The 19,500-nt window shown below is 35.1% G+C and carries 16 protein-coding genes and 1 pseudogene; 13 read left to right on the top strand and 4 right to left on the bottom strand.

Going from position 1 to position 19,500, the window contains the following annotated elements:
* The first annotated feature begins 13 nt into the window (after positions 1-13).
* The 4 genes from rbsB to PQF83_RS21195 all read left to right on the top strand — a co-directional run bounded on the left by rbsB (position 14) and on the right by PQF83_RS21195 (position 5,303).
* Positions 14-940: a ribose ABC transporter substrate-binding protein RbsB gene (gene rbsB, locus PQF83_RS21210; RefSeq protein ID WP_000758976.1), complete on the top strand. Its 927-nt coding sequence runs from the start codon at positions 14-16 to the stop codon at positions 938-940.
* A 34-nt stretch (positions 941-974) separates the two neighbouring features.
* Positions 975-1,622, top strand: a complete 648-nt coding sequence (gene fsa, locus PQF83_RS21205; protein WP_000667661.1) for a fructose-6-phosphate aldolase — start codon at positions 975-977, stop codon at positions 1,620-1,622.
* Positions 1,623-2,243: 621 nt separating this feature from the next.
* Positions 2,244-4,643, top strand: a complete 2,400-nt coding sequence (gene inhA2 / locus PQF83_RS21200) for a M6 family metalloprotease immune inhibitor InhA2 (protein WP_001252970.1) — start codon at positions 2,244-2,246, stop codon at positions 4,641-4,643.
* Positions 4,644-4,961: 318 nt separating this feature from the next.
* Positions 4,962-5,303: a hypothetical protein gene (locus tag PQF83_RS21195; RefSeq protein WP_000665757.1), complete on the top strand. Its 342-nt coding sequence runs from the start codon at positions 4,962-4,964 to the stop codon at positions 5,301-5,303.
* A 36-nt stretch (positions 5,304-5,339) separates the two neighbouring features.
* On the opposite strand, the gene PQF83_RS21190 is transcribed toward PQF83_RS21195, so the two are convergent.
* Positions 5,340-6,512 (bottom strand): MFS transporter, encoded by a 1,173-nt coding sequence (locus tag PQF83_RS21190; protein ID WP_000873244.1) that lies wholly within the window; start codon positions 6,510-6,512, stop codon positions 5,340-5,342.
* Between the two features lie 225 nt (positions 6,513-6,737).
* Between PQF83_RS21190 and bdhA the strand changes: the two genes are divergently transcribed.
* The 7 genes from bdhA to PQF83_RS21155 all read left to right on the top strand — a co-directional run bounded on the left by bdhA (position 6,738) and on the right by PQF83_RS21155 (position 14,441).
* On the top strand, positions 6,738-7,790 hold the full coding sequence (bdhA, locus tag PQF83_RS21185) for a (R,R)-butanediol dehydrogenase (RefSeq protein ID WP_000645822.1): 1,053 nt from the start codon (positions 6,738-6,740) through the stop codon (positions 7,788-7,790).
* Between the two features lie 118 nt (positions 7,791-7,908).
* On the top strand, positions 7,909-8,253 hold the full coding sequence (locus PQF83_RS21180; protein ID WP_000948232.1) for a potassium channel family protein: 345 nt from the start codon (positions 7,909-7,911) through the stop codon (positions 8,251-8,253).
* 253 nt (positions 8,254-8,506) lie between these two features.
* Complete coding sequence (cerA, locus tag PQF83_RS21175; RefSeq protein ID WP_000726983.1) at positions 8,507-9,358, top strand: phospholipase CerA; 852 nt, start codon at positions 8,507-8,509, stop codon at positions 9,356-9,358.
* 269 nt (positions 9,359-9,627) lie between these two features.
* Positions 9,628-10,746 carry an IS200/IS605 family element RNA-guided endonuclease TnpB gene (gene tnpB, locus PQF83_RS21170; RefSeq protein WP_000608414.1) on the top strand — a complete coding sequence of 373 codons (1,119 nt, stop codon included), beginning with the start codon at positions 9,628-9,630 and terminating at the stop codon, positions 10,744-10,746.
* A 94-nt stretch (positions 10,747-10,840) separates the two neighbouring features.
* Positions 10,841-11,857, top strand: a complete 1,017-nt coding sequence (gene sph, locus PQF83_RS21165) for a sphingomyelinase C (protein ID WP_001996694.1) — start codon at positions 10,841-10,843, stop codon at positions 11,855-11,857.
* A gap of 110 nt (positions 11,858-11,967) precedes the next feature.
* Positions 11,968-13,140 carry an amino acid deaminase/aldolase gene (locus PQF83_RS21160; RefSeq protein ID WP_000373741.1) on the top strand — a complete coding sequence of 391 codons (1,173 nt, stop codon included), beginning with the start codon at positions 11,968-11,970 and terminating at the stop codon, positions 13,138-13,140.
* The gene (locus tag PQF83_RS21155) at positions 13,128-14,441 is read left to right on the top strand and encodes a D-arabinono-1,4-lactone oxidase (RefSeq protein WP_000948917.1); all 1,314 of its coding nucleotides are present in this window, start codon (positions 13,128-13,130) and stop codon (positions 14,439-14,441) included. The genes PQF83_RS21160 and PQF83_RS21155 overlap by 13 nt, the downstream gene beginning before the upstream one ends.
* A gap of 7 nt (positions 14,442-14,448) precedes the next feature.
* Here PQF83_RS21155 and PQF83_RS21150 read toward each other — a convergent pair whose 3' ends face one another.
* On the bottom strand, positions 14,449-15,600 hold the full coding sequence (locus PQF83_RS21150; RefSeq protein ID WP_000128043.1) for a VanZ family protein: 1,152 nt from the start codon (positions 15,598-15,600) through the stop codon (positions 14,449-14,451).
* 172 nt (positions 15,601-15,772) lie between these two features.
* Here PQF83_RS21150 and PQF83_RS21145 point away from each other — a divergent pair, with 172 nt between their 5' ends.
* A complete protein-coding gene (locus PQF83_RS21145) occupies positions 15,773-15,976 on the top strand; it encodes a hypothetical protein (protein WP_001268337.1) in 204 nt (67 codons plus the stop codon).
* 58 nt (positions 15,977-16,034) lie between these two features.
* On the opposite strand, the gene PQF83_RS21140 is transcribed toward PQF83_RS21145, so the two are convergent.
* A complete protein-coding gene (locus tag PQF83_RS21140; RefSeq protein WP_000434782.1) occupies positions 16,035-16,847 on the bottom strand; it encodes an undecaprenyl-diphosphate phosphatase in 813 nt (270 codons plus the stop codon).
* A gap of 132 nt (positions 16,848-16,979) precedes the next feature.
* Positions 16,980-17,513: pseudogene (locus tag PQF83_RS28605) on the bottom strand (methyl-accepting chemotaxis protein); the annotation flags it as partial.
* A gap of 631 nt (positions 17,514-18,144) precedes the next feature.
* Between PQF83_RS28605 and PQF83_RS21130 the strand changes: the two are divergent.
* The gene (locus PQF83_RS21130) at positions 18,145-19,428 is read left to right on the top strand and encodes a 3D domain-containing protein (RefSeq protein ID WP_001105826.1); all 1,284 of its coding nucleotides are present in this window, start codon (positions 18,145-18,147) and stop codon (positions 19,426-19,428) included.
* Positions 19,429-19,500: the final 72 nt, after the last annotated feature.

Here is a 19,500-nt window from a genome sequence, read left to right as displayed (position 1 = left end):
GGAGGGACAGTTCATGAAGAAATGGTTACTTATACTCGTTGCATGTATTATGGTCATTACTGCTGGTTGTTCAATGGAACCACCAGAATGGGCAAAGGATTCTAGCGATAAAGGTCGAAATAAAACTATTAAAGTTGGATTCTCTGTTTCAACTTTAAATAATCCCTTCTTTGTAACTTTGAAAAAAGGTGCAGAAAAGAAAGCGAAAGATAGTGGCATCGAATTGATTGCTGTTGATGCACAAAATGATGCAGCAAAGCAAACAAATGATGTTGAAGATTTAATTCAAAAAGGTGTCGATGTAGTTGTTATTAATCCAACTGATTCAGATGCTGTTGCTTCAGCAGTAAGTGCAGCAAATGCAGCAAATGTTCCTGTTATTACAGTAGACCGCGTTGCGAATTCAGGTAAGGTTGTTTCTCACATTGCATCTAATAATATCGAAGGTGGTCAAATGGCTAGTGATTACATTCGTGAATTAGTCGGCGAAGGAGCAAACGTTGCTGAATTAGAAGGAATCCCTGGATCTTCTGCTGCTCGTGAGCGCGGGAAAGGATTCCATAACGTAGCGGATAAATCTTTAAAAGTAGTTGCTAAACAAGCGGCTGATTTTGATAGAGCAAAAGGATTATCTGTTATGGAAAACATTTTGCAAGCGAATAGCGACATTAAAGCCGTGTTTGCGCACAACGACGAAATGGCATTAGGGGCACTTGAAGCATTGAAGTCTGCTGGAAAAACGGATGTAGTCGTTGTTGGATTTGATGCAACAGAAGATGCTGTGAAAGCGGTTAACGATGGGCGTATGGCTGCAACAGTCGCTCAAAAACCGGAATTAATCGGAGAGAAGGCGATGCAAACAGCAAAAGAGATCACGCAAGGTAAAAAAGTGGACAAATCTATTCCGATTGAATTAGAGCTTATTAAGAAAAATAAATAAATATAAAATGAAAATTAGGAAGGAAGAATAACAAATGAAATTCTTTATTGATACAGCAAACATTAACGAAATTAAAGAGGCAAATGCATTAGGCGTATTAGCTGGAGTAACGACAAATCCATCACTTGTAGCAAAAGAAGGCGTAGACTTCCACGAGCGCATTCGTGAAATTTGCAACGTTGTAGAAGGACCTGTAAGTGCAGAAGTAATTAGCTTAGAAGCAGATAAAATGATCGAAGAAGGAAAAGAGTTAGCGAAAATTGCTCCAAACGTTGTTGTAAAAGTTCCAATGACAACAGAAGGTTTAAAAGCAGTAAAAGCGTTCTCTGACTTAGGAATTCGTACAAACGTTACATTAGTGTTCTCAGCAGTTCAAGCATTACTTGCAGCTCGTGCTGGTGCAACATACGTTTCACCATTCTTAGGTCGCTTAGATGATATCGGTCATAACGGTATGGACTTAATTCGCCAAATCGCAGAAATCTTTGCAATTCACGGCATCGAAACAGAAATCATCGCAGCATCTGTACGTCACAGTGTTCACGTAACTGACGCAGCATTAAATGGTGCACATATTGCAACAATCCCAGCAAACGTAATTGCTTCATTAGTGAAGCATCCACTAACAGATCAAGGAATTGAGAAATTCTTAGCTGATTGGGAAAAAACACAAGAGAAATAATAGAAAATCAAGAATCCTAGTTTAAGTGACTAGGATTCTTTTTTTGTATTTAAGAGAATTTTCATGCAATTTTGCATATTGTCTTTTAAATTTGTTATATAAACTATTTAATATATACAAATCACTCTTTATTTTTCATATTTTGATATAGACAGATAGAGAGTCTGACCAGAAAACTGGAGGGCATGATTCTATAACAGAAAGCTTAATGTTTATAGAATTATGCCTTTTTATCCCGCATTAACGGTCAGTAAGACTCCCACCTCAAAATTCAGCTGGGGCAAAGAAGTTAGGTGGGGAATCAACTGCCCGTAAATGCCCGATTGGTTCAACTAATAATCAGTGGGGATGAACAAACTCCCCACTGATTAAAGTTTCACTTTATATAGGGAGGGCAGAAAGTAGAGCTTTTGATTTAAATGCACTTATTTATCCCACTTTAATGGGCAGTAAGACCCCCACCTCAAAATGCAGCGAAAGCAAAAAAAGTTAGGTGAGGGATCAACTGCCCATAAAAGTCCGATTGGTTCAACTAATAATCAGTGGGGGATGAAGAAAACCCCCACTGGTTAAAGTTTCACTTTATCTGAATTTTAAGTTTTATAAAAGGAGAGAAATGAAATGAGAAGAAAAGCGCCATTTAAAGTGTTATCTTCATTAGCAATTGCGGCAATTATCGGATGCACATCTGTAATGAGTGCTCCATTAGCATACGCAGAAACGCCAGCAAAAGAGAAGGAAAATGTGTCTACAACACCAATTGATTACAATTTAATTCAAGAAGATCGTCTAGCGGAAGCGCTGAAAGAAAGAGGAGAAATTAGTCCAGCATCTTCTAAAGAAGAGACGAAAAAGGCTGTCGAGCAATATATTGAAAAGAAACAAGGAGATCAGGCAAATAAAGAAATTCTTCCAGCTGATACTGCTAAAGAGGCATCTGATTTCGTGAAAAAAATAAAAGAGAAAAAAATGGAAGAAAAGGAAAAGGTAAAGAAACCTGAAAAAAACGTTAGCCCTGAGCAAAAGCCTGAACCAAATAAAAAACAATTGAATGGGCAAGTTCCAACATCTAAAGCAAAGCAAGCGCCGTATAAGGGATCTGTTCGAACGGATAAGGTATTAGTGTTACTTGTTGAATTTAGTGATTATAAACATAATAATATTGATCAAACACCAGGGTATATGTATTCGAATGACTTTAGTAGAGAGCATTATCAAAAGATGTTATTTGGTAATGAACCATATACGTTATTTGATGGTTCGAAAGTAAAAACATTTAAACAATATTACGAAGAGCAGTCTGGCGGTAGTTATACGACAGACGGATATGTAACGGAGTGGCTAACTGTTCCAGGAAAAGCATCTGATTATGGAGCTGATGGTAGTAGTGGTCATGATAATAAAGGACCAAAAGGCGCACGTGATTTAGTGAAAGAAGCTTTACATGCAGCTGCTGAGAAAGGGTTAGATTTATCTCAATTTGATCAGTTTGATAGATATGATACAAATGGTGATGGGAATCAAAATGAGCCTGACGGTGTAATTGATCATTTAATGGTAATCCATGCTGGTGTTGGTCAAGAAGCAGGTGGTGGTAAATTAGGTGATGATGCGATCTGGTCACATCGTTCAAAATTAGCAGTAGATCCAGTAGCGATTGAAGGCACAAAATCAAAAGTAGATTACTTTGGTGGAAAAGTAGCAGCACATGATTACACAATTGAACCAGAAGATGGAGCAGTAGGTGTGTTTGCGCATGAATTTGGACATGATCTTGGATTACCAGATGAATATGATACGAAATATACTGGAACTGGTTCACCTGTCGAAGCTTGGTCATTAATGAGTGGAGGTAGTTGGACAGGGAAAATTGCGGGAACAGAGCCAACTAGTTTTTCACCACAAAATAAAGATTTCTTACAAAAGAATATGGGTGGCAACTGGGCAAAAATTTTAGAAGTAGATTACGATAAAATTAAGCGTGGTGTAGGAGTTCCTACATATATTGATCAAAGTGTTACGAAATCAAATCGTCCAGGTGTTGTACGTGTTAACTTACCAGGCAAAAGTGTTGAAACAATTAAACCGGAGTTTGGAAAGCATGCATATTATAGTACAAGAGGCGATGATATGCATACAACATTAGAAACACCGTTCTTTGATTTAACAAAAGGAACAAATGCAAAGTTTGATTATAAAGCAAATTATGAGTTAGAAGCAGAGTGCGATTTTGTTGAAGTGCATGCAGTAACAGAAGATGGAACGAAAACATTAATTGATAGACTTGGAGAAAAAGTAGTCCAAGGAGATAAAGATACAACAGATGGAAAATGGATTGATAAATCATATGATTTAAGTCAATTTAAAGGAAAAAAAGTGAAACTGCAATTCGATTATATTACAGATCCGGCTGTAACATATAAAGGTTTTGCGATGGACAATGTAAATGTAACTGTTGATGGACAAGTTGTATTTTCTGATGATGCAGAAGGACAGTCTAAAATGAATGTAAATGGTTTTGTTGTTTCTGATGGGACAGAGAAGAAAGCTCATTATTACTACTTAGAGTGGAGAAACTATGCGGGATCAGATAATGGTTTAAAAGCAGGAAAAGGCCCAGTGTATAATACAGGTCTTGTCGTTTGGTATGCAGATGATAGCTTTAAAGATAACTGGGTTGGGGTGCATCCAGGTGAAGGATTCCTTGGTGTTGTAGATTCGCATCCAGAGGCACTTGTTGGCAATTTAAACGGAAAACCAACTTACGGTAATACAGGTATGCAAATTGCAGACGCTGCATTTTCATTTGATCAAACACCAGCATGGAGTGTAAATTCATTAACACGTGGACAGTTTAACTATTCTGGATTACAAGGTGTTACAACTTTTGATGATTCAAAAGTATATAGTAATAAACAAATTGCAGACGCAGGAAGAAAAGTTCCGAACCTTGGACTTAAATTCCAAGTTGTTGGACAGGCAGAGGATAAATCAGCAGGCGCTGTTTGGATTAAACGTTAATAACAGAAAAGCACATTCTTCATATGAAGAATGTGCTTTTGAATTTGTACAGTAAGTTATTATTTTAGCTTATGTAATACAAGTGTCTGTTTATATGTAGTGTATCAAATTATGTAGGGAAAGGAAATATTTCCGAGGAAATTGTCGAAGTATCGTTGGTATTGATAAACTTTTTTTGTAAAAGAAGAAATGTAGTATTGCCTTTACCATTCAATTTATTTACATTGTTACTTAGCTACACACAAAAGTAATATATTCGGCAATAAAAAAGCGCTATTGGATAGTGCTCTTTTTTATGGATAGAAAGGAGTGAGTTACATGAAAGAAGTAATTGAATGTCCACAGTGTGAAGGGAATATTACTGCACAACATATTATGGAGCTCCCGCATCCTTTTTCATTCAAGTGTCCACACTGTAAGGTGGGGCTAAAAGAAATGAGGATCACACCATGCTTAATATTAGCGGCAATTTGTATCATTCCACTGTTTATTATAATTGGAGAGAGTATTAAGGAATTGCTAGTAAAATATTTTTCTATTATAGACGATGTCCCAACTGTATTTATTTTCTTCTTATTTTGTTATCCATTGTATTATCTCTATGAAAAATATAATGCCATATTGTTTATTAAATACGGCTTCTTGAAAGTTAAAAGTTGAATAGAAGTTTATCATTAAAAAAAGACAATGATGGAATTATCCTATCATTGTCTTTTTTACTTTGTCTCTGCCTTTTACTTTGCTTCTTACATAAATCATTCCGGCAAATGTTAATAAGAATGCAGTTCCGATAACAAAGCTGACGCTAGGGGATGCCCCGATTGCTCCAACTGTAAAGGATCCAGCAACAACGCCTAATGAGAAGAAAGCATAAAACAATCCGAACGCTTTTCCGCGTTTATCATCTGTCGTATTTTCAACAAGTAATGCGTTTATCGATGGGAAAAGGATAGCGAATCCAATGCCATAAATCATCATAACGATAAAGAGCATGCCTTTTGTTGCGAATAATCCAAGTAAAGATAATGCTAATGCCATTACTGTAATACCGATTAGCATTAGTTTTGAACGATTAAATCGATCGTAAATACGATTTGTTGGCAGTAAGAAGAAGAGGATAGCGGTAATGCCGAATACACTTAACATCATGCCTGTTGTAGATGCTTTAAGTGCTAATGCCTCAACTTTCACTGGTAACATATAAGTGACAATTCCTTGTGAAAACATGAGTGTGAAAGCACCAATATATGCCTGTAATAACGGCTCTGATTTCAATAATTCAAACATATCTTCTTTGTTCATCATTTGTGTTCTTGAAGTATCTTTTCTTGATACGTTATTTGGTAAGAAGAAGAGCGATACAATCGTACCGAGAACCATTAAAATAGAGATGGTAATGAACACCCACTCTATACCGGCAGTTGCTTTCATAATTCCGCTAAAAGCAGGTCCTACAATTGCCGCTGTTCCAACTGCAGCCCCAGATAGAGCCATTGCCTTACCTTGCCTTGCTGCATTTGTTTGTTTGGATAAAAACGTAAAGGCAGCAGGAATTAAAAATCCATCACTAAAGCCATGCATAAAGCGCACAACTAATAGTTGTTCACCACTTTGAACAACAGTGTATAACAAGACTATGAAACTCGTAAGTCCCATGCTTATATAAAGTATTTTTTTTGCACCAAATTTATCGACAGCAGCGCCAGCAATAATATTACCGATCATATTAGCGAATGAGTACATGCCGACAACTAGCCCAATAATAAGAGGGGATCCTCCAAGACTTTGAGCGAACGTACTCATAATAGGTAATTGTGAAAACGTATCTAGAAACGCTACGATAACAATAAAGTAAATAAAATATTTCAAGCGATATTCACCTCTCCTATGCTATTATGGCATAATGCGAATTTCAACCGCAATGAAATTGAATTAACAGATGTGGAAAAAAGTACAAAGTGACAAAATATTGAACGTTATTTGTTAAAATTTAGTGGAAATGAGATTGTTTTTTTGAAATATATGGATAGAAGTATTATAATAGATTTGTAAACTTCACCAGGTTAAGTATATACATAGAGAGGGATGTATAAAATGAAAGCATTACTTTGGCATAATCAACGTGATGTAAGAGTAGAAGAAGTACCAGAACCAACTGTAAAACCAGGAGCAGTTAAGATTAAAGTTAAATGGTGTGGTATCTGCGGGACAGACTTGCATGAATATTTAGCAGGACCTATTTTTATTCCGACAGAAGAGCATCCATTAACACATGTAAAAGCACCGGTTATTTTAGGTCATGAGTTTAGCGGTGAGGTAGTTGAAATCGGTGAAGGTGTTACATCTCATAAAGTGGGAGACCGCGTCGTTGTAGAACCAATTTATTCTTGTGGTAAATGTGAAGCTTGTAAACATGGACATTACAATGTTTGTGAACAACTTGTTTTCCACGGTCTTGGCGGAGAAGGCGGCGGTTTCTCTGAATATACAGTAGTACCAGAAGATATGGTTCACCATATTCCAGATGAAATGACATATGAACAAGGTGCACTTGTAGAACCAGCAGCTGTAGCAGTTCATGCAGTACGTCAAAGTAAATTAAAAGAAGGGGAAGCTGTAGCAGTATTTGGTTGTGGTCCAATTGGACTACTTGTTATCCAAGCAGCTAAAGCAGCAGGAGCAACTCCTGTTATTGCAGTCGAGCTTTCTAAAGAACGTCAAGAGTTAGCAAAATTAGCAGGTGCGGATTACGTATTAAATCCAGCTACTCAAGATGTATTAGCAGAAATTCGTAACTTAACAAATGGTTTAGGTGTAAATGTGAGCTTTGAAGTAACAGGTGTTGAAGTTGTACTTCGTCAAGCAATTGAAAGTACAAGTTTCGAAGGACAAACTGTAATTGTTAGTGTATGGGAAAAAGACGCAACAATTACTCCAAACAATCTTGTACTAAAAGAAAAAGAAGTGGTTGGTATTTTAGGATACCGTCATATCTTCCCAGCTGTTATTAAATTAATTAGCTCTGGTCAAATTCAAGCAGAGAAATTAATTACGAAAAAAATCACAGTAGATCAAGTTGTTGAAGAAGGATTTGAAGCACTTGTAAAAGATAAAACACAAGTGAAAATTCTTGTTTCACCTAAATAATATAGAATAGTAAAAAGTAGCTCTTTTCTAGAAATAGAAGAGGGCTACTTTTTTTCTGTACAGAAAGGTGATAGACTTTCCTGTAACTACAGGTATTTTGTTTGGAAGGGGAAGTCTCATGCTTTCATTTATGTTGACATTGAAACGAATGCTAAAAGCTTGTTTACGAGCGTGGAAAGATAAAGAATTTCAAGTATTATTCGTATTAACATTTTTAACATTAACATCTGGTACGATTTTTTATAGTACAGTTGAAGAATTACGTCCTCTTGACGCTTTGTATTTTAGCGTTGTGACGCTGACGACTGTCGGTGATGCGAATTTTAGCCCGCAAACTGATTTTGGGAAGATATTTACAATCTTATACATATTTATTGGGATTGGATTAGTATTTGGATTTATTCATAAGTTGGCAGTTAATGTACAACTGCCGAGTATATTATCGAATAGAAAAAAAGAGTAAAGCATGTGGGTGCTTTACTCTTTTTTTACATTAGTTTAGATAAGCCTTAATAATAGTTTATTAAAATGAAAGTGTATTCATTCATTATATTCACTGTGTATAAAGTTATAATGATATGAACATTTGCATATTTTGATTTAGTAATAGAAATTTCATGAAAGGTGGGATATTCTAGTCATAGGTTAACCGGACGACATCATAGGATCCTAACAAAAAGTTTACAATAATTCGATTATAAAATGGAGGATTTCAGATGAAAAAGAAAATACTTGCTTTAGCAGCAGCTATTACAGTAGTAGCTCCTTTACAAAGCGTTGCATTTGCTCATGAAAACGATGGGGGAAGTAAAATAAAAATAGTTCACCGCTGGTCTGCTGAAGATAAACATAAAGAAGGTGTAAATTCTCATTTATGGATTGTAAACCGTGCGATTGATATTATGTCTCGCAATACAACACTTGTAAAACAAGATCGAGTTGCACAATTAAATGAATGGCGTACGGAGTTAGAGAACGGTATTTATGCTGCTGACTATGAAAATCCTTATTATGATAATAGCACATTTGCTTCACATTTCTATGATCCAGACAATGGAAAAACATATATTCCATTTGCAAAGCAGGCAAAAGAAACTGGCGCTAAATATTTTAAATTAGCTGGTGAATCATATAAAAATAAAGATATGAAACAAGCATTCTTCTATTTAGGATTATCTCTTCATTATTTAGGAGATGTAAACCAACCGATGCATGCAGCAAACTTTACAAATCTTTCGTATCCACAAGGATTCCATTCTAAATATGAAAACTTTGTAGATACGATAAAAGATAATTATAAAGTGACGGATGGAAATGGATATTGGAACTGGAAAGGTACAAATCCAGAAGAGTGGATTCATGGAGCGGCAGTAGTAGCGAAACAAGATTACCCTGGAATTGTAAATGATAATACGAAAGATTGGTTCGTAAAAGCAGCTGTGTCACAAGAATATGCAGATAAATGGCGCGCTGAAGTTACGCCAATGACAGGTAAGCGATTAATGGATGCACAACGTGTTACTGCTGGATACATTCAGCTTTGGTTTGATACGTACGGAGATCGTTAAGTATTTAAAAAAGGTCAAATCTCACAATAGAGTATTTGACCTTTTTATCAATTTAGCCAAGAAGACTCCTTCCTCAAGGAGCGTGAAGGGCGTAGCCCAGCGAGTAGGTGGGAGATGAATTGGCTTCGAACAAGAGATGGCAGGAAGTCATCTTAATTGTTCGACATATGTAAAGTGTTACCGGATAATTTGTCATAATCACTTAACTAACTATCGAATGTGCGTTTGGTATATAATGGAAATATATCGAAATGGAGGTGAAATGAAGGATGATCAATAAAGCGTATAAATTTCGTATCTATCCAAATAAAGCACAAGCGATCCTGATCAATAAAACGATTGGTTGTTCTCGTTTTGTATTCAATCACTTCCTATCTCTATGGGATAATGCATACAAAGAAACAGGAAAAGGTTTGACATATGGTACATGCTCTGCCAAACTTCCTGCCATGAAGAAAGAGTTTGTTTGGCTAAAAGAAGTGGATAGTATTGCTATTCAATCGTCTGTTCGCAACCTTGTGGATGCTTATACACGCTTTTTTAAAAAACAAAACAGTGCCCCGCGTTTCAAATCTAAAAAGAACAACGTACAATCTTATACCACAAAACAAACAAATGAAAACATTGCTGTTGTCGGAAACAAAATGAAATTGCCGAAACTAGGTCTTGTTCGATTTGCCAAAAGTCGTGAAGTAAAGGGACGTATTTTAAATGCTACGGTTAGACGGAACCCTTCTGGCAGATACTTTGTGTCATTGTTAGTTGAAACAGAAGTGCAAGAACTTCCGAAAACACATTCTTATATTGGAATGGATGTAGGATTAAAAGATTTCGCCATTTTGTCAGATGGAACAACCTATAAAAACCCTAAATTTTTTCGCTCATTGGAAGAGAAGTTGGCAAAAGCACAGCGCGTTCTTTCTAGAAGAATGAAAGGATCTTCTCGCTGGAATAAACAACGAGTAAGGGTAGCTAGAATTCATGAATACATAGCTAATGCTAGAAAAGATTACTTGGACAAAATCTCAACTGAAATCATCAAAAACCACGATGTTATCGGTATAGAAGATTTGCAAGTATCGAATATGTTAAAAAATCATAAGTTAGCAAAAGCGATTAGTGAAGTATCTTGGTCACAATTTAGAACGTTGCTAGAATACAAGGCAAAATGGTATGGAAAACAAGTCATTCTGGTATCCAAAACATTTGCTTCAAGCCAATTATGTTCTTGTTGTGGGTATCAAAATAAAGACGTTAAGAATCTAAATCTTCGTGAATGGGATTGTCCTGAGTGCAATTGTCATCACGACAGAGATATTAACGCAAGTATCAATCTTAAAAATGAAGCTTTAAGGCTTCTAACCGTAGGAACTACGGGGATAGCCTAATGAATTAGAAGCCATTAGGCTTCTGTACTTAGGAATCTCCCACTTCAAACAGTCCGTAAGGACGTTAAGTGGTGAGTAGTTCAATACTATACACATGGAGGTATGGAACGTGAAAGGTAAATTGCTAAAAGGTGTACTTAGCTTTGGGATTGGTTTAGGAGTTTTATACGGAGGATCCTCAGCTCAAGCAGATACGTCTACAGATCAAAACAATACTTTGAAAGTGATGACGCATAACGTGTACATGCTATCAACTAACTTATATCCGAATTGGGGACAAAGTGAGCGTGCTGATTTAATTGGGGCGGCAGATTATATTAAGAATCAAGACGTTGTTATATTAAATGAAGTGTTTGATAATAGTGCTTCAGATCGCCTTTTAGGAAATTTGAAGAAAGAATACCCAAATCAAACAGCTGTATTAGGTCGTAGCAACGGAAATGAATGGGATAAAACGTTAGGTAGCTATTCATCTGCAACTCCTGAAGATGGAGGCGTTGCAATCGTTAGCAAATGGCCGATCGTTGAAAAGGTTCAATATGTATTTGCAAATGGATGTGGACCAGATAATTTATCGAATAAAGGATTTGTATACACGAAAATTAAGAAAAATGATCGTTTCGTTCATGTAATTGGGACGCATTTGCAGGCTGAAGATAGTATGTGCGGAAAAACTTCACCTGCATCTGTACGTACAAACCAGTTAAAAGAAATTCAAGATTTTATTAAAAATAAAAATATACCAAATGACGAGTACGTCCTATTTGGTGGTGATATGAATGTGAATAAAATAAATGCTGAGAACAATAGTGACTCAGAATACGCATCAATGTTCAAAACATTGCACGCTTCTATTCCATCTTATACAGGACATACAGCAACTTGGGATGCGACGACAAACAGTATTGCAAAATATAATTTCCCTGATAGCCCTGCCGAGTATTTAGATTATATTATTGCAAGTAAAGACCATGCGAACCCGTCATTTGTAGAGAATAAAGTGTTACAACCGAAATCTCCACAGTGGACTGTTACATCATGGCTCAAAAAATATACGTATGATGATTATTCTGATCATTATCCAGTAGCAGCAACTATTTCTATGAAGTAGTCCTAAAAAAGTTTCTTCTTAAATAGGAAGAAACTTTTTTATTTTGTAGAGGAGATTCCAACTTTCTTTCCAATATGTATAAGACATATAGAGAAGAGGAGAGAAAAAATGTGGATCGAGGAATTTTTAAAGAAGTTCCATTACCGTGTGCATTTTTGGATGAAGTAGCTTTAGATAGAAATATTCAATTGATTATAGAATTAAGTGGCAATAAGAAGATTCGTATAGCGAGTAAATCGTTACGTTCTGTTCCGGTTATGCAAAAGATTTTAGCTGCAAATGAACGATTTCAAGGTATTATGTGTTTTTCACCTAGGGAAGTTTTGTTTTTAATTGAACAAGGATTCAATGATTTATTGCTCGGATATCCTGCTTATGATGATAGGGCGTTACATGAAATAAGTTTGCTAACAAAGCAAGGGCTCATTATAACTTGTATGGTGGATTGTGAAGAGCATATTGTTTATTTAGAAAAAATTGCTGAGAAATCTAAAGGATGTTTTCGTGTTTGCTTAGATATTGATATGAGTAGTCGTTTTTTTAAGTTTCATTTTGGGGTCAAAAGATCACCGGTAAAAGATGTGCAAGGTACTTTGAAAATAGTAAAAAGGTTGAAAGAATCATTATTTTTAATACTAGATGGTGTAATGGGATATGAAGCCCAAATTGCTGGGGTAGGAGATCGCATACCGAATCAACGAGTGAAAAGTAAAGTGATTTCACATTTAAAGAAGAAATCAGTGTTAGAAGTTAAAGAAAGAAGAGGACATATCGTAAAAGAAATACAAAATCTAGGTATTGAACTAAGGTTCGTAAATGGGGGAGGCACAGGAAGTATAAAAACAACTGAGCAAGATCATTCAGTTTCAGAGATTACAATAGGTTCGGCTTTTTATGCCCCGAAGCTGTTTGATTATTATAAAGAGGTGCAATTTCATCCAGCTGTCGGGTTTGCTTTACCAGTTGTGCGTAAACCAGCCCCAACAATTTACACTTGTCTAGGTGGTGGATATATTGCCTCAGGCGCAATTGGGAAAGATAAAGAACCTGAGATTTGGAGGCCGAATGGTGCAAAACTATTAGCTTTAGAAGGCGCTGGTGAAGTGCAAACACCGATTTTTTATAACGGTGAGGAACGAGTAGAGATAGGAGATTCTATCTTATTTCGTCATAGTAAAGCTGGCGAATTATGTGAGCGGTTTCCGTTTTTATATCGTGTGAAAGAAGGAGAGATTGTTGGGGAGTATTCAACATATCGGGGGGATGGCCAATGCTTTCTATAAAGGGACAAAAATGGAGAAATTGGACAGGGAATGTAGAAGGAACACCGCATTATACGATGTATCCAGAAAGTATACAAGATGTAGTAGAAGTTATAGAGCTTGCGCGAAAGAAAGGGAAGAAAATTCGTGTTGTCGGTTCAGGACACTCGTTTACACCTCTTGTGCAAACGGAAGAAATTTTAGTTTCTTTAGATGAATTGAAGGGAATTGTGAATATTGATACGGAAGAAATGGTTGCCGAAGTATGGGCAGGAACAAAGTTACATGAGCTAGGGAAGTTACTTGAGGAAAAAGGTTATGCGCAAGAAAATTTAGGGGATATTGATTCGCAATCTATCGCAGGAGCAATTAGTACGGGGACGCATGGAACGGGTATTACCTTTGGAAGTTTATCAACACAAGTTATAGAGATTACGGCAGTTTTATCTACAGGTGAGACTATAGTTTGTTCGGAAACGGAGAATGTAGAATATTGGAGGGCCTTTCAGTTGTCACTTGGGATGCTAGGTATCATTGTAAGGATAAAATTGAAAGTTATCAGGGCGTATTCACTTGTGTATGAAAGTGAAAAACAAGCATTATCTACTGTAATGAACAAATTAGAAGAATATAAGAAGAATCGCCACTTTGAATTCTTTGTTTTTCCTTATTCAGATGAAGTGCAAGTGAAAGTTACAAACGAAACAACGGGTAAAAAAAGTGATTTGAAATGGCATAAACTAAAGGTAGAGTTACTAGAAAATAAGATGTTTTCTTTGTTATCTAAAGGATGCAAATGGTTTCCTTCTATAAGTAAAGGAGTAAGTCGATTATCGGCTAAAGCTGTACCGAATACAAAAATAATTGGTCCGAGTTATGAAGTATTTGCTACATCGCGTGCGGTTCCATTTTATGAAATGGAGTATAGTGTTCCTTCAAAGTATATGCAGGCCGTTGTAGAAGAAATTTCAAACCTTATTGAAAAGAAAAAGTATAAAGTGCACTTCCCAATTGAATGCCGTTATGTGAAAAGGGATGATATATGGCTCAGTCCAGCGTATGGAAGAGATTCTGCGTATATAGCTGTTCATATGTATAAAGGTATGAAGTATGCTGCTTATTTTGGTGAGGTGGAGAAAATTTTTCTAAAGTATGAAGGACGCCCGCATTGGGGAAAAATGCATACGTTAACGTACGAAAAATTACAAAATATATATCCAGAATTGCATTCGTTTCTAAAGGTGAGGAAATTATTAGATGAAGCAGAAATGTTTTCAAATCCTTACACAGAAAAGTTATTTACGATTATGAAAAAAAGCTGACAAAGTATTACTTGTCAGCTTTTTTTAGTACGATCGCATTTCTTGTTTGACTAATTCGCTCGTAAAATAGTAACTTATCACGACTAAATACATGTAATAAAACATGAATAATAAATAGACCGTTAATTACGAGTTGGAATAATAATATAACTATTAATACTAAAGGTTCTTTAAGATTTAAGATAGAGCTACTAGAAAGAATATAATTGATTCCACCTAAAACGAAATAGAATATACCATAACGGATGAATAGTTCCTTCAACGTAATACGATCTGATTGTCCTTTCACGTAAATACGAAGCAATGCTTTACCGATTGTCTTTCCATTCGTAAAGTATGGAATGATAATAAAGTAAATAAAGATCGAACACGTTATGAAAATGAGTTCGTATATGTTCGTGTAAGATTGAATATTAGAAACAAAGAAAGAATTTCCTTTGTTTTTAATGACAGGTACAACGATGGATAAGAAAATCCAATCAATTTGCATCGCGATAAAGCGACGAACGAATCCGACTGGTTTCGTTTCCAAATCAATATGACTATCTAATTCGCTTGCTTTCGGAAGGAAGTACGTAAAAATTGGTGCAATGATAAAGCCGATTACGCCGCCTAATGTATTTAAAAACAGATCATCTATATCAAATAAGCGGTACGCACAATTGTATATACCGTATAGTCCAGTCACTTGTGTTAGCTCGAAAAAGAGTGAAAGACAAAAAGAAATACAAATTGTTTGTAAGAAACTACGTCGGAAATAATACCGTAAGTAAATACCGAATGGAACGGTTAATAGAACGTTAAATGCTACTTGTAAAAACGCAGATTCTTTTAATAGGTAGAAATAAGTAGCTGGTTTCGTTAAAATTGCCGAAGTACGATTACTAATTTCTTGTATGAAATAAAATGGTGATAGTTGCATGTGCTGCGTATTAGCCGGTTGTAGGCTACAAGTATCATATGTTTGTGGCAACGGCAAAATCACAAGAAAATAGGCATTTAATAAGTAAAGCAATAATGAGTATAAAATAAATGAACGCCATTTATTTAAATAACCATACTTTCGATAATTAAATATTAAAAAAGGGATTAATAGAAACATTGCTAAAAAAGGAAATAAAATAAATGCTGTTTTTACAGGGAATAAATATGCAGTCAAAATGAAGCTCCTTTCAATGAAAATTCGTTTACCATTATAACGTTAAAAGAACCTTAAAACAAAATTAAAATATTTTGAAATAGAAAAAATTATAAATTTTAATAGAATTAAGTTATACTAAATTTAATATAAGGATATTATGATTATTATAAGTTGAAAGAGGGAACAAGATATGCGATATGAGCTTTTTTCTGTAAGTGGGAATCATATTACAACTTTTGAAAGTGCGTGGCGTTTTCAAGAGGGAGAACAGATTTTTGTTCATGATGATCAAATAAAACGAAATTTTATTATTATCCGCCTAACGCATGATGTATTTCAACAAAATAAACATGTTATTCGTTTGTATTGTCAAGAAAAGAAAGTATATGCATAAAAAAACGAGTCGTTCTAGTGTAATAGAATGACTCGCTTTTTGATTTGTAAGTTTCACCTTATAAGAAAATAAGAGTAAGTACACCTACGATAATGCAATAGAAAGAGAAATATTTTAAATTTCCTTTTGCCATAATGTTCATAAACCATTTTAATGAAATATACGTCATGATAAATGTTGCGATAAATGCAACGATATATGGTACGAATAGTGTATCTAGATTTGGATCTTTTGCAATGTCTGTAATACTTAATAATAAACCACCTAAGCTAACAGGTATATATAGTAAGAATGAGAAACGAAGAGCCGTTTCCTGCTTCATACCAAGTAACATCGCTGCTACGATTGTTGCACCTGATCGGCTTATCCCAGGAATTAGTGCGCAAGCTTGTGCTAGGCCAACAATGATTGCATCTTTCATAGAAAGGTCGCCATCATTTTTACGTCCACGCAAGTTTCTAATAATCCAAAGACCGACAGCGGTAATAAGAAGGGAAATCCCAACCATTTTCACACCTTTTAAGTATTGATCGATGTAATCTTTAAATAAAACACCAATAACACCTGCTGGAATGGTCGCAATAACAAGGTAAATAATAAAGAAGAAATCTGATTTTGCATCTTCTGCTCTTGTAAATATATAAGATAGACCATTCTTCGTTAGACGAATTAAATCATTTCTATAAATAAGTAATACAGCTAATAATGAAGCTGAATTAACAAGTAGTTCAAAGCTAAACCCTTCGATTTTTAGTCCTAGCAAATGCTGTGCTAAAACGAGGTGACCGCTTGAAGAAATCGGAATCGGTTCTGTTAGTCCTTGGAACAGACCAAGAATTAAATATTTTAAAATGTAGTAAAATTGTTCCATAATAACCTCCTTGTTTAATAGTCGAAAGAAACAACTTGTCCATTATAACAAAGATACGGATGAATATTGAGAAGAAATAAATATTCGAAATATAATAAAAATCCCTTATAGCAGTATAAGGGATTTTTATTGTTAACGAGAAACTGCTGTTTCTTCAAGACTTTTCGTTAATTGAACATCGACTTTCTCAGCATCATGAATGTGATTCATAATAGTAGTATTTAACTTTTGGAACATTTGTTGTGTAGTAGCGAATTCTCGTAATATATCATCATTACAAGACTTTTGGTTTTCAATAGCTTTAATAACATTAGTAGCACCGTTTTGTAACGTTTGAATCATAATTAAAATATTTTCAATTCTAGCGTTTGTATCGGCACTCATTTCTACACCTTCATCGACTAAATGCAAATTATCTTTTGTATTATCGTATGCTTTTTCAATTTCTTCTTGAATTTTTTTCGTTAAGTTGCCAATGTTTTTTGTACTTTCAGCTGTACTTTCAGCTAATTTTCTTACTTCATTGGCAACGACAGCGAATCCTTTACCGTGTTCACCAGCACGTGCAGCTTCAATGCTTGCATTTAAAGCAAGTAAATTTGTTTGTGCTGCAATGTTTTGAATGACTTCTACAATTTGCTCGATTTCTTTTGAGCGTTCACTTAAATGATTCATACTATTAGACGTACGTTGAGATTGTTCGCCTAATTTGTTAATTACAATAAGTAAACGGTGAACAGATTCTTTTCCTTCATTAGAGCAGTCAATGATTTCTTCAATAGATTGAATTAAGCTTTGTTCTTTTTGTAACATTTCATTATTTAATTCATTGGAATGTGTAGTGCGTGTTGAAACATTTTCGAAACATGAGCTTAATTGTTGAACTAAATTTTGAAGTGTATTGTGCTGGTTATTTACAAGTTGATGCTCTTGAACAACGCTTTGTACACGATCGTGGATAGAAGAAATAGTCTCTTGTTGTTCGATATCCTTTTGTTTTAATTCTGCTTCTAGTTCTTGTATACGACTTTCTAATTGATCAATTTTATGTTGGAGTGATTTCTTTTGAGTAAACATATATTTATTTCAACCGCCTTTAGAAGTTATATTTTCTCTATATTTGGATTTTAGCATCTTTTATAATTTTTAAATATAGGAATTGTTAAATATTTAAGAATCTATTACATTTTATGCATAATTCCCTTTTTTTCGTCATGAAAAATAAACTGTATTTAATGGTATTGTAAACAAACTGTAAAATAAATCATGTATAACTGTATAAGAAGGGAGTCGGATTATGAACTATTTTAAGCGAATCAGTAGTCTAGTATTAGCAGGAATTATAAGTCTTTCTAGTACAGTCGCTGTTAAAGCAGAGTCAAACGACGAGAAACTTAACAACATGCAACAGCAATTGCAGCAAAACGATGCAGAAATGCAAAAGAAAGAGCAAGAGAAGCAAGCTGTTAGTAAAGAAATTCAAGGTATCGAAAACGAACTACATAATTTAAATAATACAATTGCAAAAAATAAAGAGGATCAAGCTGCTATTCAACGTAAAATTGATGAAACACATAAGCAGATTGAACAAAAAAAGGAAGAAATTGTCGTTTTAGAGGATAAAGTCCTTGCTCGTAAAGATATTATGAGAAAACGTATGGTTTCTGTTCAAAACAGTTCAAATACAAGTTTAGTAGTAGAAGTTGTAGTAGAGTCAAAAAACTTTGCAGATTTCTTACAACGTATGAACGCAGTTTCTACTATTTTAGAAGCTGATAAAGAAATTTTACGTCTACAGGAACAAGATCTTCGTCAAATTGAAGCAGACAAGAAAACAATTGACGAAAAAGAAGCATCTTTAGTAGTAGACAAACAAAAATTAGCAAAAGCACAAGCTGATTTGCAAGATAACTTGAAAAAGCGTCAAGCTAACTTACAAACAGTTCAAGCTAAATATAATCAGGTTGCAAGCCAACTTAATTTAGCTGCAGAAGAAAAGGCTAAAATCGAATCAAACATGAAGGCAGTACAAGAAACGATTGCTCGTGAGCAAGAAGCAGCAAGAATTGCAGCAGAAGAGCGTGCAAAAGCGGAGGCAGCTGCAAAGGCTGAGCAAGAAGCTTTAGCGAAAGCGCAAGCGGAAATTGCTGAAAAGCAAAAGCAAGCAAAAGCTAGTAAACCAGCTGAACCAGTTACTAATAATAATTCGAAGGTAGAACCTCCACAACCTAAACCATCTCCTAAGCCAACTGCTGGTGGGAAAGAAATTTATGTAGAAGCTACAGCTTATACAGCTGATCCAGGGGAAAATGGTTATGCACCAGGTCAACAAGTATTCTCTGCATGGGGACCAGGTGGTAAAGGTTATAATCTAACTGCAAACCCAGGAATGAAATTAATTGCTGTAGATCCAAATGTTATTCCATTAGGTAAAACTGTAAATGTTGAAGGTTATGGAGTCGCAATTGCAGCAGATACTGGTGGAGCGATTAAAGGTAACAGAATTGATGTGTTAATGCCTGATAAAGGGTCTTCTAGTCAATGGGGAAGAAAAATCGTTAAAGTTACAATTTTAAACTAACACGTAATCCAACTTTACAATACGTAGAGTTGGATTTTTTTATAAAAACAATGTTAAGTTGAGTTTACATTT

The sequence above is a fragment of the Bacillus sp. FF-1 genome, assembly GCF_028548245.1.
Taxonomy (GTDB): Bacteria; Bacillota; Bacilli; order Bacillales; family Bacillaceae_G; genus Bacillus_A; species Bacillus_A paranthracis.
This window is presented reverse-complemented; position numbering and strand designations above follow the sequence as displayed.

What these genes read in the sequence shown, in the direction of transcription:
- rbsB (WP_000758976.1), top strand. Translation starts at nt 14, where the DNA reads ATGAAGAAATGGTTACTTATACTCGTTGCATGTATTATGGTCATTACT.
- fsa (WP_000667661.1), top strand. Translation starts at nt 975, where the DNA reads ATGAAATTCTTTATTGATACAGCAAACATTAACGAAATTAAAGAGGCA.
- inhA2 (WP_001252970.1), top strand. Translation starts at nt 2,244, where the DNA reads ATGAGAAGAAAAGCGCCATTTAAAGTGTTATCTTCATTAGCAATTGCG.
- PQF83_RS21195 (WP_000665757.1), top strand. Translation starts at nt 4,962, where the DNA reads ATGAAAGAAGTAATTGAATGTCCACAGTGTGAAGGGAATATTACTGCA.
- bdhA (WP_000645822.1), top strand. Translation starts at nt 6,738, where the DNA reads ATGAAAGCATTACTTTGGCATAATCAACGTGATGTAAGAGTAGAAGAA.
- PQF83_RS21180 (WP_000948232.1), top strand. Translation starts at nt 7,909, where the DNA reads ATGCTTTCATTTATGTTGACATTGAAACGAATGCTAAAAGCTTGTTTA.
- cerA (WP_000726983.1), top strand. Translation starts at nt 8,507, where the DNA reads ATGAAAAAGAAAATACTTGCTTTAGCAGCAGCTATTACAGTAGTAGCT.
- tnpB (WP_000608414.1), top strand. Translation starts at nt 9,628, where the DNA reads ATGATCAATAAAGCGTATAAATTTCGTATCTATCCAAATAAAGCACAA.
- sph (WP_001996694.1), top strand. Translation starts at nt 10,841, where the DNA reads ATGGAGGTATGGAACGTGAAAGGTAAATTGCTAAAAGGTGTACTTAGC.
- PQF83_RS21155 (WP_000948917.1), top strand. Translation starts at nt 13,128, where the DNA reads ATGCTTTCTATAAAGGGACAAAAATGGAGAAATTGGACAGGGAATGTA.
- PQF83_RS21145 (WP_001268337.1), top strand. Translation starts at nt 15,773, where the DNA reads ATGCGATATGAGCTTTTTTCTGTAAGTGGGAATCATATTACAACTTTT.
- PQF83_RS21140 (WP_000434782.1), bottom strand. Translation starts at nt 16,847, where the DNA reads ATGGAACAATTTTACTACATTTTAAAATATTTAATTCTTGGTCTGTTC.
- PQF83_RS21130 (WP_001105826.1), top strand. Translation starts at nt 18,145, where the DNA reads ATGAACTATTTTAAGCGAATCAGTAGTCTAGTATTAGCAGGAATTATA.